This is a genomic window from Desulfuromonas soudanensis (assembly GCF_001278055.1).
Lineage (GTDB): Bacteria > Desulfobacterota > Desulfuromonadia > Desulfuromonadales > WTL > Deferrimonas > Deferrimonas soudanensis.
Genome location: NZ_CP010802.1, coordinates 3316245 through 3331832 on the forward strand (window position 1 = coordinate 3316245; position 15588 = coordinate 3331832).

Annotated in this window: 10 protein-coding genes; 7 read left to right on the forward strand and 3 right to left on the reverse strand. The window is 58.0% G+C overall.

Annotated features, from left to right (window positions below):
* Positions 1-324 precede the first annotated feature (324 nt).
* From DSOUD_RS14845 to DSOUD_RS14865, 5 genes are all read left to right on the forward strand, one after another.
* Positions 325-2919, forward strand: coding sequence for a CheR family methyltransferase (locus DSOUD_RS14845; protein ID WP_053551745.1), 2595 nt, complete (start codon positions 325-327; stop codon positions 2917-2919).
* 57 nt (positions 2920-2976) lie between these two features.
* Positions 2977-6798: a hybrid sensor histidine kinase/response regulator gene (locus DSOUD_RS14850; RefSeq protein WP_082351305.1), complete on the forward strand. Its 3822-nt coding sequence runs from the start codon at positions 2977-2979 to the stop codon at positions 6796-6798.
* Positions 6795-8351 carry a sigma-54-dependent transcriptional regulator gene (locus DSOUD_RS14855; RefSeq protein WP_232426456.1) on the forward strand — a complete coding sequence of 519 codons (1557 nt, stop codon included), beginning with the start codon at positions 6795-6797 and terminating at the stop codon, positions 8349-8351. Before DSOUD_RS14850 ends, DSOUD_RS14855 begins: the two co-directional genes overlap by 4 nt.
* Before the next feature lie 279 nt (positions 8352-8630).
* Complete coding sequence (locus DSOUD_RS14860) at positions 8631-9635, forward strand: sigma-54 interaction domain-containing protein (RefSeq protein ID WP_232426457.1); 1005 nt, start codon at positions 8631-8633, stop codon at positions 9633-9635.
* Positions 9636-9796: 161 nt separating this feature from the next.
* Positions 9797-10675: a DUF1207 domain-containing protein gene (locus DSOUD_RS14865; RefSeq protein ID WP_053551746.1), complete on the forward strand. Its 879-nt coding sequence runs from the start codon at positions 9797-9799 to the stop codon at positions 10673-10675.
* A 71-nt stretch (positions 10676-10746) separates the two neighbouring features.
* Here the strand turns inward: DSOUD_RS14865 and DSOUD_RS18575 are convergent, their stop codons facing one another.
* The 3 genes from DSOUD_RS18575 to DSOUD_RS14875 all read right to left on the reverse strand — a co-directional run bounded on the left by DSOUD_RS18575 (position 10747) and on the right by DSOUD_RS14875 (position 11904).
* Positions 10747-10896: a lmo0937 family membrane protein gene (locus DSOUD_RS18575; protein ID WP_157671923.1), complete on the reverse strand. Its 150-nt coding sequence runs from the start codon at positions 10894-10896 to the stop codon at positions 10747-10749.
* 66 nt (positions 10897-10962) lie between these two features.
* Positions 10963-11298, reverse strand: a complete 336-nt coding sequence (locus DSOUD_RS14870) for a BON domain-containing protein (RefSeq protein ID WP_053551747.1) — start codon at positions 11296-11298, stop codon at positions 10963-10965.
* Between the two features lie 399 nt (positions 11299-11697).
* A complete protein-coding gene (locus DSOUD_RS14875; protein ID WP_053551748.1) occupies positions 11698-11904 on the reverse strand; it encodes a DUF3185 family protein in 207 nt (68 codons plus the stop codon).
* A gap of 291 nt (positions 11905-12195) precedes the next feature.
* On the opposite strand from DSOUD_RS14875, the gene DSOUD_RS14885 reads away from it, so the two are divergent.
* Positions 12196-12846: a helix-turn-helix transcriptional regulator gene (locus DSOUD_RS14885; protein WP_053551750.1), complete on the forward strand. Its 651-nt coding sequence runs from the start codon at positions 12196-12198 to the stop codon at positions 12844-12846.
* Between the two features lie 267 nt (positions 12847-13113).
* Positions 13114-15576, forward strand: a complete 2463-nt coding sequence (locus tag DSOUD_RS14890; RefSeq protein WP_053551751.1) for a hypothetical protein — start codon at positions 13114-13116, stop codon at positions 15574-15576.
* Positions 15577-15588: the final 12 nt, after the last annotated feature.

A 15588-nucleotide genomic window follows, 5' to 3' on the forward strand; every position in this document is an offset into this window, starting at 1 on the left:
ACCGTACGTCTGACAGGGTAAACTCGCGACAGAAGCAGGGATCTTGTCCTGCAGTATCGCAAGGACCCTGCCAAGATCCTTGCAAAGACATGTAACCGATATAAGCTAACAATAACGGTCCATTGGCAGGAGAGGCCGTAAGGCGGGGACGGAATATGACGACGGGGCAGCCTCAATATCTGGTGGAACTGCCATATATTGAGGGGTGTTTTCGTGGAAATTCCAGGTTGCCCTCGCGAATTTTAAGGCTATTTCACAGCAAGGCTGATATCGTGGGTCCTCGTGTGAAAAACAAAAAAATCGGCGGACAAGGGTGAAAAACAAGTGACTACTCGACCCAAAAAGAATCCGGCACCGAAAAGCTCCCTCACTTTTCCCATTGTCGGCATCGGCGCCTCCGCCGGCGGGCTGGAGGCACTGGAGTCGTTTCTCGGCCGGGTGCCGGAGAAAAGCGGCCTGGCCTTTGTCGTCATCCAGCACCTTGACCCGACCCACAAGGGGCTCATGCCCGAACTCCTCCAGCGCACCACGGTCATGGAGGTTTTCCAGGGGAAGGACAATCTGGAGGTCAAGCCGAACTGCGTCTACGTGATCCCCCCGAACCGGGACATGTCCATCCTGCACGGCGTGCTGCACCTCTTCGAGCCGGCGGAACCCCGCGGCCTGCGTCTCCCCATCGATTTTTTCCTCCGCTCCCTGGCTGAAGACCGGCAGGAATACAGTATCGGCGTCATACTCTCCGGCATGGGTTCGGACGGCACCATCGGCCTGCGGGCCATTAAGGAAAAAGGGGGCCTGGTGCTGGTCCAGGAGCCGGCCTCCGCCAAATTCGACAGCATGCCCCGAAGCGTCATCAATGCCGGGCTCGCCGACCTGATCGCCCCTGCCGGGGATCTCCCCGGCAAGATCCTCGAATTCCTGAGTCACGCCCGTGTCCTGGCCAAGGCCCCGCGCCCCCTCGGCGAGAAGGAACAAAATTCTCATGCCAAGGTCCTCATCCTGCTGCGCGCCAAGACCGGCCACGATTTCTCCATGTACAAGAAGAACACCCTGGACCGCCGGATCGAACGGCGCATGAGCATTCACAAGCTGGACAAAATCAGTTCCTACGTCCGTTTACTGCAGGAGAATCCCCAGGAGTTGGATCTCCTTTTCAAGGAACTCCTCATCGGGGTGACCAGCTTCTTCCGTGACCCGGAGGCCTGGGACACACTGCGGGACGAGGTCATTCCGGCGCTCATTGAAACACACCGGGCCGGAGGAGTGCTTCGGGCTTGGTCGGTCGGCTGTTCCACCGGAGAGGAAGCCTATTCCCTGGCCATCGTCTTCAAGGAGGCGCTGGAACAGACCAAGCCGGAAGGCAATTTCACCCTGCAGATCTTTGCCACCGACCTGGACAAGGACGGGATCGACAAAGCCCGCCAGGGGATCTATCCGCCCAACATCGTGGCGGACGTCTCCTCCGCGCGTCTCCGCCGGTTCTTTGTCAAGGAAGAGGGAGGCTACCGGATCGGCAAGGAGATCCGGGAGATGGTGACTTTCGCCACACAGAACGTCGTCAAGGACCCTCCCTTCACCAAGCTGGACATCCTCATCTGCCGCAACCTTTTGATCTACCTGACGCCGGAAGTGCAGAAAAGGCTCCTCCCTCTCTTTCACTACAGTCTGAACCCGGGTGGCGTCCTCTTTCTGGGGAGTTCCGAATCGGTCAGCGCCTCGACTGAGCTTTTCGTGCCGCTCTCCACCAAGTTGAGACTCTTCGGCCGGCGCGAAACCGTCCTGGCCGAACCGGTCGTCTTTCCCGCCGCCTTTGCTCTGGCTTTTACGGGTGAGCCCACGGAATCCATTAATTTAAAGCCCCAGCCCAATCTTCAGTTGCTTGCGGAACAACTTCTGCTGCAAACATTTTCACCCCCGGCTGTCCTGGTCAACGACAGAGGGGACATCCTCTATATCAGCGGACGGACGGGCAAATATCTGGAGCCGGCAGCCGGCAAGGCCAACTGGAATATCTACGCCATGGCCCGTCAGGGATTGCGGTTTGATCTGGGCATCGCCTTCCAGAAAGCCCTCCGGCAAAAAAATTCAATTACCGTCAAAGGTCTCAAAATCGGGGAGAGCGACGGGACCCAGGGTGTGGATATTACGGTCCAGGCGATTGAAGAGCCGGAAGCGTTGCGGGGGATGGCCATGATCGTCTTTACAGACGTGCCAACGCCTCCGGAAAAGAAAACCTCTGCCCCCTCCGGAACGGCTCCGGCCACCAACACCCAGGTTCACGAAATGGAGAAGAACCTGCAGCGCATTCGCGAAGAGCTGCAGATGACTCGTGAAGAGATGCAATCCTCGCAGGAAGAGCTCAAATCCGTAAACGAGGAGCTGCAGTCCGCCAACGAGGAGCTGCAGTCGACCAACGAGGAGCTGACCACCTCCCGGGAAGAAATGCAGTCCCTCAACGAAGAGTTGCAGACGGTGAACGCCGAGCAGCAGTCGAAGATGGACGAATTGTCGCGGGTGAACAACGACATGAAGAATCTGCTCAACAGCACGGAAATCGTCACCGTCTTTCTCGACAAAAAGCTCAGGATCCGCCGTTTCACCTCGGGTGCGGACAAGCTCTTCAAGCTCCTCCCCGGCGATGTGGGGAGGCCCCTCTCCGACATCGTGAGCGACCTGCGTTATCCCGACCTGGCCGAAGACGCCGAGGAAGTGCTGCGGACGCTGATCTTTTCGGAGAAGGAAATCGAAACAAGCGACGGCCGCTGGTATTCGGTGCGCATCATGCCCTATCGCACCATGGAAGACGTGATCGGAGGAGTGGTCATCACCTTTTTGAACATCACGGCGGCCAAAATGCTGGAGAGGAGCCTGCGCGAAGAGATTGCCGAACTCCGGAGTCGACTCGAATCCGGGCCTTAATTTCAATACAGGATTGAAAAAACCTTTTTCCACGACCAAAGGCCAGAGGAATTCGTCATGAAAAACAGTAAAAGTAATGGTCTGCCGATCGCAGACGGCGAATTGCGCATTCTTGCCGAAGAGCAGTTGGTGGAGAGATCATCCTCGGTGGAATTTCCCCGCAACGAGGAAGAGACGCAGAGACTCGTCCATGAACTTGAGGTCCACCAGATCGAGCTGGAGATGCAGAGCGAAGAACTCCGCAGCGCTCAGGAAAAGCTCGAATTGTCGCGGGATAAATATTCCGAGCTCTATGACTTTGCCCCCGTCGGCTATTTCACCTTTGACGCCCGCGGACTGATACAGGAAATCAATCTCGCCGGCGCCCAACTGCTGGGGATCGAGCGGGGCCTGCTGACCAATGTCCCCATCAGCCGCTTCATTGCTGATGCCAAGGGGAAAAAGGCTTTCAGCGGTCACCTCAAGAACGTTTTACAAAAAAAGGGCATCCAGGTTTGTGAAATCAAGCTGACGCAAAAAAACGGGCAGGTGATGTACGCCCAGGTTCAGAGTACCGCTCTGGAGACGAACGAGAGTCAGGGACGAGACATCCTTTCCTCCATCGTCGATGTCACTGTGGCCAAGGAGTTGGAATCGGAAATCCAGGATGCCCGGGAATATGCCGAGAACATCGTCGAAACCCTGCGTGCGCCTCTGGTCGTGCTGGACTCCGACCTGCAGATTCTAACGGCCAACCACTGCTTCTACGAGACGTTCAAGGTCACCCCCGAGGAAACCGTCGGAAACTTCATCTACGACGTCGGCAACCGGCAATGGGACATTCCCCAACTGCGCGTTCTCGTCGAGGAAATCCTCCCCCGGAATACCGTGATCAAGGATTATGAGGTCGAGCACGATTTCCCCGGCATCGGCCGCAAGATCATCCTCCTCAGCGCCCGGCAGATTTTCCGCGAGAAAATAGGCTCGGATATTATCCTTCTGGCCATGGAGGACATTACCGATCGCAAGCAGCTGGAAACGGAAATCCAGGATGCCCGGGAATATGCCGAAAACATTGTCGAAACCCTGCGCGAGCCGTTGGTGGTGCTCAATTTCGACCTAAAAATCCTCACCGCCAACCACAGCTTCTACGAAACGTTCAAGGTCACCCCCGAGGAAACGATCGGAAATTTCATCTACGACGTCGGCAACCGGCAATGGGACATTCCCCAGCTGCGACTCCTCGTCGAGGAAATTCTCCCCCTGGATACGGTAATCAATGGCTATGAAGTCGAGCATGATTTTCCCGGCATCGGCCACAAGTTTATCCTTCTCAACGCCCGACAGATCTTCCGGGAAAAAATCGGCTCCGACATTATTCTCCTGGCCATGGAGGATATCACCGAGCGCAAGCAGGCGGAATCGGCCCTGATCCAGGCGGGAGCCCTGCAGAGCGCGATATTCCACAGCGCCAACTTCTCCAGTATCGCCACGGACGAAAAGGGGGTCATCCAGATCTTCAATGTCGGTGCCGAAAAGATGCTCGGCTACACCGCCGCCGAGGTGGTGAACAAGAACACGCCGGCCGATATTTCCGATCCCCAGGAAATTATCGCCCGCGCCAAGGCGTTGAGCACCGAGCTCAAAACCACCATTACACCGGGCTTCGATGCCCTGGTCTTCAAGGCCCGGCGCGGCATCGAGGACATCTACGAGCTCACCTACATTCGCAAGGACGGAAGCCGCTTCCCGGCCGTCGTCTCCGTCACCGCCCTGCGCGACGATCAGGAGACCATCATCGGTTATCTGCTCATTGGCACCGACAACACGGCGCGAAAGAAGGCCGAAGAGGCCCTCCTCCAGGCGGGAGCGCTGCAGCGGGCGATTTTCAACAGCGCCAACTTCTCCAGCATCGCCACGGACGAAAAAGGAGTCATCCAGATCTTCAATGTCGGTGCCGAACGGATGCTCGGCTACACCGCCGCCGAAGTCATGAACAAGATCACCCCGGCCGACATTTCCGACCCGCAGGAGGTGATCGCCCGCGCCAAGGCGCTGAGCATCGAGCTCGACACCAAGATCACGCCGGGCTTTGGGGCCCTGGTCTTCAAGGCCCGCCGCGGCATCGAGGACATCTACGAGCTCACCTACATTCGCAAGGACGGCAGCCGCTTTCCGGCCGTCGTCTCCGTCACCGCCCTGCGCGATGATCAGAATGCCATCATCGGCTATCTGCTCATCGGTACCGACAACACCGCGCGCAAGCAGATCGAGGAAGAACAGAAGGAACTCAGCCAGCGCCTGCAGGACCAGCAGTTCTATACCCGCAACCTCATTGAAGCCAACATCGACGCGATCACGACCACCGATCCGTCCGGCATCATCACCGATGTCAACAAGCAGATGGGAGCGCTCACCGGACGGACGCGCGATGAACTGATCGGCACACCGTTCAAGGACTACTTCACCGATCCGGTACTCGCCGCGGCCGGGGTCAAACGGGTGCTGAAGGAAAAAAATATCTCCAACTACGAACTCACCGCCCGGGCCCGGGACGGCAAGGAGACGGTGGTCTCCTTCAACGCCAACACCCACTACGACCGGGACGGCAAACTGCAGGGGATTTTTTTCGGGGCACGCGATGTGACTGAACGTAAGCGCCTGGATCAGGCGTTGCAGGAAAAGAACGTCGAACTGGAGAGCGCCCGGTCCGTGGCGGAAAAGGCCAACCTCGCCAAATCGGATTTTCTCTCCAGCATGAGCCATGAACTGCGTACGCCGCTCGGCGCCATCCTCGGTTTTGCGCAGCTGATGGAATCGGGAAAACCGGAGCCGACCCCCGCCCAGAAGAGGAGCATCGACCAGATCCTCAAGGCCGGCTGGTACCTGCTGGAGCTCATCAACGAAATCCTCGACCTCGCCCTGATCGAGTCCGGGAAACTCTCCCTTTCACTGGAACCGGTCTCCCTCGAAGAGGTCCTGCACGAATGCGAGGTCATGGTCGAACCGCAGGCCAAAGAGCGGGGTATCCGGGTGATCTTTTCCGGGCTGGAATCTCCCTACTTCGTCAACGCCGACCGGACACGGGTGAAGCAGCTCCTCCTCAATCTTCTTTCCAATGCGATCAAATACAACAAGGAATACGGAACGATTACGGTCAGCTGCACCCTGAACTCTCCGGATTTTATCCGTATCAGCGTCCGCGACACCGGCGCGGGGCTGACTCCGGAGCAGCTTTCGCAACTCTTTCAGCCCTTCAATCGTCTCGGACAAAAAGGGGACGTCGAAGAAGGGACCGGCATCGGCCTGGTGGTCTGCAAACGTCTGGTCGAACTGATGGGAGGCGTCATCGGCGTGGAAAGCACCGTCGGGGAAGGGAGTGTTTTCTGGTTCGAACTGATTCGGACGACGGAACACCAGGCGTCCGCCCACATAGACCAGGGCGCGGCCATTTCCGAAACGACCGGCCAGAAGGACGCGCAGAAGAGCACCCTCCTCTACGTCGAGGACAACCCGGCGAACCTGATGCTCGTCGAAGATCTTCTGGCGCGCCGCCCCGACATCCGCTTTCTGAGTGCGCAAGACGCCATTAAAGGGATCGAAATCGCCCGCACCTCCCTGCCGGATGTCATCCTGATGGACATCAATCTCCCCGGCATCAGCGGCATCGATGCCCTGAAAATTCTCGCCGGCATCCCGGAAACGGCGCACATCCCCGTCGTTGCCCTCAGTGCCAATGCCATCCCCCGCGATATCGAAAAGGGCCTGGAGGCCGGATTCTTCCGTTATCTCACCAAACCGATCAAGGTCACCGAGTTCATGGATACGCTGGATATGACACTCAAACATGCAAAAACGGAAGCGGCCAAGGCAGCTAAAAAAGGAAAACCAAAATCATGATCGCATCCGAAATACTTAACGCCAAAATCCTCATCGTCGACGATCAGGAGGCCAATGTGGCCCTGCTGGACCAGTTGTTAGGCGAAGCCGGCTACACCGCCGTGACCTCAACGCAGAATCCGGCAGAAGTCTGCGCCCTGCATGGCGACAACAATTACGACCTGATCCTTCTCGATCTGCAGATGCCGGGTATGGATGGATTTCAGGTGATGGAGGGCCTTCAGGCCGACAACCCGAAGGGTTACATTCCGGTTCTGGCGATTACCGCCCAACCGGGGCACAAGGTGCGGGCCCTGGAAGCCGGAGCAAAGGATTTCATCAGCAAGCCCTTCAAGCTGGTCGAAGTCAAGACGCGTATCCGCAACATGCTGGAAGTGCGGATGCTGTACAAAGAACTGCAGAATCACAACAAGTTGCTGGAACAGACGGTGCAAGAGCGGACGATGGACCTGACCAGCGCAAACACTCAGCTCACTCAGGAAATAGAGGAACGCAAAAAGGCGGAAAAATCGCTGCACAAAACCTATGCGGAAATAAAGCGCTTGAAAGACCGGCTCCAGGAGGAGAACGTCTACCTGAGAAATGAGGTGGATCAGAAGTTCAACTTCGGCGAGATCATCGGACAAAGCGATGCTCTTTCCGTCATATTCTCCCAGGTCCAGCAGGTCGCCCCCATGAACGCCACCGTTCTCCTTCTCGGCGAGACCGGCACCGGCAAGGGGGTGGTGGCCCGGGCCATCCACCGCAGCAGCACGCGCAAGGACCGCCCGCTCATCACCGTCAACTGCACGACGCTGCCGGCCACCCTGGTGGAGAGCGAACTCTTCGGCCGCGAAAAGGGGGCGTTCACCGGTTCGGACGCCCGGCAGATCGGCCGATTCGAGCTGGCCGACGGCGGCACCATCTTCCTCGACGAAATCGGCGAAATGCCGCTGGAGCTGCAGAGCAAGCTCCTCCGCGTCATTCAGGACGGCGAGTTCGAGCGGCTGGGGAGCCCCCGCACCATCAAGACCGACGTGCGGATCATCGCGGCCACCAACCGCAACCTCAAGGAAGAGATCCGCAACGGCAAGTTCCGGGAAGACCTCTATTACCGCCTCAATGTCTTCCCCATCACCCTGCCGCCCCTGCGGCAGCGCAAGGAAGACATCCCTTTGCTCGTCAATCATTTCGTGGCCGAATTCAACAATAAAATCGGCAAAAAAATAGAGACGGTATCGACAAACACCCTAAGCCTCCTCCGCGACTACCACTGGCCCGGCAACGTAAGAGAGCTCGAGAGCATCATCGAACGGGCGGTCATCACCAGCCAGGGGAACTCCCTCCAGGTTCTCGACCGTTTCGAGGCGATCCAGATGACCGATGAAATCGCCGGTGGGAATGATCCCCAGGAAGTCAAAGCCCTTGCCGAGCTCGAACACGATCATATCCGCCAGGTGCTGCAGCAAACCGGCTGGCGCATCGAAGGGAAAAACGGGGCGGCGCTCCTTTTGGGACTCAATCCCAGCACCCTGCGCGCTCGCATGCGAAAAATCGGCATCGTCAGGCAATAGATAAAAACCCGCACCACGTCCAGGATTTTGGCCGCAACACGGTCCGTCATATATAACAGTAAGGTCATAGATGACGGATCCGTCTTACGGCTTCCCCGCGACACCTCTCCCTCCCCAGACTTATTCCATCGTATAATCGGAAACTTAGCTACTCACGTCCCGTCTGCCTTTTCTGGTATGCTCGTTGCAAAACTCAATGGGTCAGTAAGGTGCGCGCCACTCACCGACTCAGGAAAACTATTGCCTCAGAGCAGGATGGGATATGCGGAGACAGAACGGTTGAGTAATCTTAATCTCATCCAGACAAAAAGCGCTTCTTTGAAGAAACTGATGGCCCGTCCGGAAAACTTCGACGAGCTCGTCGGTCAAAGCGAGGCTCTTGCGAACGTATTCCGCCGGGTCGAGCAGGTCGCGCCCATGAATGCCACCGTTCTCCTTTCCGGGGAGACCGGCACAGGCAAGGGGGTGGTCGCTCGTGCCATTTACCGCTGCAGTGCGCGCAAGGAGAAGCCGATGATCACGGTCAACTGTGCCGCCCTGCCGGCGGACCGGATCGAACGCGAACTCTTCGGGGAGGAAAAGGCGGGGTTTACCGGGGGGAATCCCCGGCAGATCGGACGTTTCGAACTGGCCGACGGCGGGACTCTTTTCGTCGATGAAATCGGCGGGCTGCCGCTGGAGATGCAGAGCAAGCTTCTCAGGGTCATGCAGGAGGGGGAGTTTGAACGGCTGGGAAGCACCCGCACCATCAAGGTCGACGTGCGGATCATTGCCGCCAGCAACCGGAATCTGACGGAGGAAATCCGGCAGGGAAGCTTCCGTGAAGACCTCTACTATCGCCTCAATGTCTTTCCCATCACCCTGCCGCCCCTCCGGCAACGCAAGGAAGATATCCCCCTGCTCGTCCACCACTTCCTTGCCAAGTTCAATAAAAAAATCGGCAAGCAGATAGAACTCGTCTCCCGAGCCACCCTGAACACCCTTCGGGAGTACTCCTGGCCGGGGAACGTTTGGGAATTGGAAAGTGTCATCGAACGGGCGGTCATCATCAGTCAGGGAAAGACACTCCAGGTTTTGGACCGCTTTGAAGCAGACCGGAAGAGAGAAGAAGCCGCCGAGCAGGATGTCAAGGCCCTGGTCGATCTGGAGCATGATTACGTTCTCCAGGTGTTGCAGAATACCGGTTGGCGCATCGAAGGGAAGACCGGAGCAGCCTTGATCCTGGGCCTCAACCCCAGCACGCTGCGCGCCCGCATGCGCAAATACGGCATCACGCGACAATAAGAAGGATTCCGACCTCAGGAGACAGAAGAGAGTAGTCGAGAAAAGGGAGACAGGCTGTGTTTTAAAAACAGCCCGCCTCCCTCCTTTTTTGCCAGCCAAAGACAATGAATCAGCCCGACTGAAACCCAACAATGAAAACCACACCCCCCTGGAGCTCCTCGATGCAAAAGTTCATTTCCTTCTTGATTCTGGCCATGCTCCTCCCCCTGATCACCGGATTCAGCGACACGGAACCGGAGAAGACGGAACAGGTCGCCGATCGGTCGGCGACCCTCTTCCCCGTGGACCCTCTCTTCGTAAATTCTCTGTCAAGCGCCAAGGAGCCCCGCACCCACGTCACCTGGCTCCGCCTCAACCTCCCCGTGAGCAGCTTCAACGTCGGCTCGGTCGGCTTCGGCGACAGCTTCGGTCTGGTGCGCGTCCCCGGATGGGGTGAAACGGATTCCTGGCAGCTCGGCATCAGCGGGACAGTTCTGGCCCAGTTCAATATGGACTCCGAGTCCCTGGATCTGATCAATGCGGACTACATTATCGGCTTCCCTCTCGGCTATCGAAACGGCGCCTGGTCAGCGCGAGCGCGCCTCTTCCATCAGTCCTCCCACCTCGGGGACGAATTCCTTCTCCTCCCCCAGGACCCGGCGCTGCAGGAACCGCGCATCAACTTGAGCTTCGAGACCATCGAACTCCTCGCCGGCTGGGATTGGAAGGGGATACGGGTCACCGCCGGACCCTCCTATATTGTCCATACCTCGACGCCGCTCAAGCGTTACAGCGCTCAGGGGGGGATCGATTACCTCCTCACCAAGCCCGTCTACAAATCGACGGTGTACCCTTTTGCCAGCGTTCTCTGGCATTTCTGGGAAGAAACAGACTGGGATACGGACACGACGGTCAAGGCAGGCCTCAACATTCGCAGCCCCTATGCGGAAAAAAGATCCATTCAGATTTTTGGCGAATACTATGAAGGCAACTTGCCCTTCGGACAATTCTATGCCCTGCGGGCGGAATACTATGGTGCCGGCATCAACATATCCTTTTGAAAGCGAACAAAAAAAAGGACGCACCGCAGTGCGTCCTTTTTTTAAACCGTTTCACAGGGTGACTTGGTCGCCTACAAAATCTTTCTTCCCTGGATGACGCGTACCAGGAGCATAATCACGGCAATAACCAGCAGGATATGGATCAGCCCGCCCATGGTCGTGGACGTCACGATACCCAGAAGCCACAACACGATCAATATTACGCAAAGAGTCCAAAGCATAAAGAATTCCTCCCTTTTTTCGTTGCTGCAGGCCAATGCTCTTAGCACGGCCCTTGCAGCCACCTGTTAGATTTGCGATTTAAAATTCTTCTCTTTTACGACCAGGTCGTTTTTCACCGAGACCACCCCCGCAACGCTTGCGGCGACCTCCTCGGCCCTGTCGACACTTTTCAAAGAGTCGACAAAACCACTCAACAAAACAACCCCCTGGAACGTTTCCACTTTGATCTGCAACCTCTCCAGGGTTTCTTCCCTGATGATGGCGGCTTTAATCCTGGCGGTGATGACCGGGTCGTCGACGCAGGGACCGGTCCATTCTCCTATCGGCGTACCGGCGCATCCGAGGAAAATCGCCCCTATCCCGAGGCAAAGGACAAGCCGGAAAAGACGATTGAAATTCACACTGATGCTCCTTCCTCTCTGCCTCCCCGGGATGTGACCTTTACTGAATCCGGCCAGGGAGTCTGTGGCCGTCGCCGTTATTTTTCTTCTTGCCTGCAATGGTATTAGCAAGGGTCCTGCCAAATATTCAGAGACCGGTCAAAGGTATATTTTTCCCTTCGAAAGCAATAATTTGCCTCCAGTCCGGGAGCCTCCCGCAGGACCTTTTGTGCCTCAACATTTGACGGAACCGCAACATGCGATGGGTCCTGCGGCAAATTGACGGGCGGGAGACGGGCGGAAAACTCCGTTCGATTTCGGGGACGGGGAACGGTCAGGCGGGAGAGGGAAGGAGAAGGGGCCTGTGGACGGCCAGAGCCGACGACAGACCCCCCTTTTGCCAGAGCTTGATCCGGGGACCTATCTCCCTCCCAGTTTGACCAGCCCGAGAAGGGTGCAGACGGCGCCGGAGGCCAGGACCACGATCGTTTTCGTGTCCGTGGAGCCGTCGATGGCCCGGGTGAAGGTGTTGCCGAAGGCGCCGTAAAGATTGCTCCCCCAGATGAGGAGGGCGATGCCCACCACCAGCAGAACGATTGCAATCAGTTGGGAATTTCCTTTGGCCATGGTTCTCTCCTGATTCGAATGTAAGGGTTTGATGAAACAGATCCAGGATTGGGCGGCGCTTGGCCTGGGAACGATCAGCGGCACGGCACCCACCGAGATTAATAATTAAGCAAGAACAATACCACCAGACGACGGACACCTTCCCTCCTGATCCCTTTTCCCAGGTTCAACCTTCCTCCCAGGATTTTCGCCACTTCCCGAAGCGTAAAGAAATCGCCCTCACCAGCCATTGACGGTCCGTCCCTCCCTGCTAGGATGAAATTAAGGTCGACTAACTCAAAGGGGGCGACCATGGTCCAATCTTCACCCGGAGTTGACGCGGCCCCGACCTCCGGTCCTTTGGAGCCGATCCGAATCCTGGTCTGTCTCTACAACCGTTGCCTGTCCCAGGCGCTGTGTACCTTTCTGCGCCTGGAAGAACCGGGCTTCGATGTCCGTCACAGCGAAGAAGCCGAACCCGGCTTCACCCCCACCCATTTCTTGACCGACCTCCCCTCCCTCGAACAGTGCGGGACCGACGCCCCTCCCGAGGCCAAGGTCATCGTTTTCGATGAAGGACTCGATCAACTGCAAATCGAAAAAGTACTAAGCTATCCCAATTTCGCCGGTTTGATCAGGAGCACTTGCAATAACCGTCAGTTGGTCAAGGCGATCCGCTGCGTCCAGAAGGGTGAAGTCTGGATTGACGGCGCAACGGTCAAATCCCTCCTCCAGCGGCGGAACAACCGCCGCCCGGAAGGGGAAACGATCCGACTGACCCTCCGGGAACAACAGATTGCCGAGATGATTCTCCAGGGGATGAAAAACAAGGAAATCGCCTCCCGAATCTTCCTCAGCGAATCGACGGTCAAGGTATATATCAGCCGAATATACAAAAAACATCAGGTGCCAACCCGCGCTCACCTCATTCACATCCTGACCCAGCCCCAGCACAAAACCTGAGAAGGACGCCCCGGCTCCCCAGGTTCCGCCATCGTTGCCCCCCCCTTTTTCCGGCTCGCCCCCAATCCTCTACTGACCGTTTTTTACCTGAATCCTAACCTGTGGCCAGACAGCGCCGCCCGTTCGTAATTCACCGAATTCGATCTGATTTTCAACCTTCCGGCCAATTGTAAGAATTTATTAATTTGATCAAATGTAAACTCCACAGGCCACCCTCAACTGGGAATCGGGATCGAGCCCCCCGAGGGTTCGGGAAGGAGGTCCTCCATGAAACGATCGAAGATTCAACTGGCGATTTTCCTGCTGGCCATCGTGCTGCTGGCGGGCTGCGGCAGCAGTTCCCACGACACCCTGGTGACGGTGACCGACCCTGTGACCGACCCAGTAACCGATCCCGTCACCGACCCTGTGACCGATCCTGTGACCGATCCGACCCCGGTGGCTATCGACCCCCGCGTCCTTGACAGCGCCGCCGCCTTCCTCGCCGCGGCGACCGGCAAGGAGAACCCCATCACCGTCGACAATGTGGTCTTCGTCAACTCCGTTATGGGGCTCAATATGGTTCCCAGGCAGCCCGACTGCCTCTATGGCGATCTGTGGATCCTGCTGCGCGACGCCTACGGTGTGCCGATCCTCGACGAAAACGGCTGTGAGCAGCCGATCGCCAAAGAGCCGGTCCCGGTTCCCGTCCTGGACGAAGAGGGAAATCCGGTTCTCCTGCTCGATGAAAATGGCCTCACGGTGCTGGACGAAAACGGCGCGCCCGTTTATCAGCTCGCCTACCGCGAGACCGTACCGATGATTGTCGAGGAGTACAAGAACGGCGAGACCAAGTGCAGCGTGGTCACCGGCTACGAAGAATACACCCAGGAGCTCAACCTCGGCCGGCTTAACATGGTGCGCAGTTCGCTGAAAAATCCGGACACCCTGGCCCGCGCCCTCGGAGAGGCGATCAAGAACATCAACGCCGCCGACAGCGTCACCCTCGACCCCGCCGGCCGGCTGGTGCTCCATTCCACCCGGGAGGTGATCGACGAGGAGACTGGACAGACCTCTCTGGTCCCCGTCGAGGCGACCATAGATGCTCCCCGGGAAAATCTCGCCCTCTACAAGGCGCTGCTGGTCCAAGGGCGCATCGCCGGCTACGGCGTCGCAAAAACCGGTGAGGAGGGACAGGTCATTCCCGCCCCCTGGCTCGAACTCCGTCCGGACATCGAGCTCGGCGAACAGGGCTATCTGCGCCACGGCACCGAGGGGCGCGACCTCGGTGTCGGCCTCGCCAACGGGTATGCCGACTTCTCGGTCGCCAGCCACAGCAGCAAGAAGGACTATCAGAACAAAATCGTCGACTTCGTCCAATACAACCCGCCCCTGATCGAACCGGTGAACGACGCCCCGGCGGCGGAACCAAACCCCTGCCTCTATTACGACGATTCCGCGGACGCCTGGGAACGGGTTCTCGAAAGTGATGCCTTTGACGGCAACAACATCGCCGCCTTCGCCAAGCACGCCGACGATGCCCGCAAAGTCATCGTTTTTCTGCACAACATCATCCAGGATCTGCCGGAGAACGGGGAGATGGAGTCCCTTCCGGGCATGGAGGATTACACGCCTCCGGCTGAAGGTCTTCCCGGGACCGATCCCCGCCTCCTCGAGCTGGGGGCGTCGCTGATCGGCGCCGCGGCGAATAAAACCGTTCCGGTCAATGTCGACGCCATCGTCTTCCTCAACACCGTCTTTGGCATCAACGACCTCGGCCTCACCGACAAGGGAGACCTCTTCGGCGACCTCTGGATGCTGCTGCGGGATGAGGACGGCGTGCCGGTTCTTAATGCCGCCGGCTGCGTCCAGCCGATCGCCAATCAACCGCTGATGGTTCCGGAGCTTTTCCCGGTGTACGATGCCTTCGGCGAAATCGTCCCCGTCTTCGATGCCGACGGCGAGCCGACACGGGATGAATTCGGTGTCCCGGTTTATACGCTGGTGCCGAGCGATCTCGTCCCCCTGTTTCCCGAGGAATACATGGACGGCGCCACCAAATGCGTTCCCATCCCGGGGTATGAAGAGTACACCCAGGAGTTTCCCATGGGACGGCTCAATTGCATTCGCAGTGCCGCTGAAGACCCCAAGGTCTTCGAAAAACAGCTGGTCGAAGCCTTCGCCAATCTCAACCTGGGGACGGTGCTCAAGCGCGACCTGGGCGGCCGCCTGGTCTTCTCGGTGCCGAAGCTAGACGAAGAAGGCGTCGAGACCCTTGTCGACTATGCCATCGACTCGCCGTTGCAGAACCTGGCGCTTTACCGGGCCCTGATGCTGTGGGGGAAACTCGAGGGGGACGTGACGATCAGGGCCGAAGGGAAGGAGACGACGGTCCACCTCGCCCTCCGTGAAGAGCTCGATGTCGACACCCACGGTCTCGGCTTCCTCAAACGCGGCGGCAACCCCGCCGGCGGCCTCGACCGGCTGCCCAACGGCTACGCAAGCTTTGCCGGCTTCAGCTACGGCAGCGCCCTCGAGTACGCCGGCATCGAGGTAAACTATGTCCAGCGGCACGACCCGCTCGAGCCGGATTTTTCCTGCACCTATACCGACGAAATCGGCGGCATACTGGAACGGGTCCTCGATCAGGACGATTACCAGGGGAGCGGAATCCAGGCCTTCGCCAGAAAGGCGGACGATGCCCGGAAAGTGATCGCCTTTACCCATGACATTATTCAGGACACCCCTTAGACGCAGGACCCG

What these genes read in the sequence shown, in the direction of transcription:
- DSOUD_RS14850 (WP_082351305.1), top strand. Translation starts at nt 2,977, where the DNA reads ATGAAAAACAGTAAAAGTAATGGTCTGCCGATCGCAGACGGCGAATTG.
- DSOUD_RS14855 (WP_232426456.1), top strand. Translation starts at nt 6,795, where the DNA reads ATGATCGCATCCGAAATACTTAACGCCAAAATCCTCATCGTCGACGAT.
- DSOUD_RS14865 (WP_053551746.1), top strand. Translation starts at nt 9,797, where the DNA reads ATGCAAAAGTTCATTTCCTTCTTGATTCTGGCCATGCTCCTCCCCCTG.
- DSOUD_RS18575 (WP_157671923.1), bottom strand. Translation starts at nt 10,896, where the DNA reads ATGCTTTGGACTCTTTGCGTAATATTGATCGTGTTGTGGCTTCTGGGT.
- DSOUD_RS14875 (WP_053551748.1), bottom strand. Translation starts at nt 11,904, where the DNA reads ATGGCCAAAGGAAATTCCCAACTGATTGCAATCGTTCTGCTGGTGGTG.
- DSOUD_RS14885 (WP_053551750.1), top strand. Translation starts at nt 12,196, where the DNA reads ATGGTCCAATCTTCACCCGGAGTTGACGCGGCCCCGACCTCCGGTCCT.
- DSOUD_RS14890 (WP_053551751.1), top strand. Translation starts at nt 13,114, where the DNA reads ATGAAACGATCGAAGATTCAACTGGCGATTTTCCTGCTGGCCATCGTG.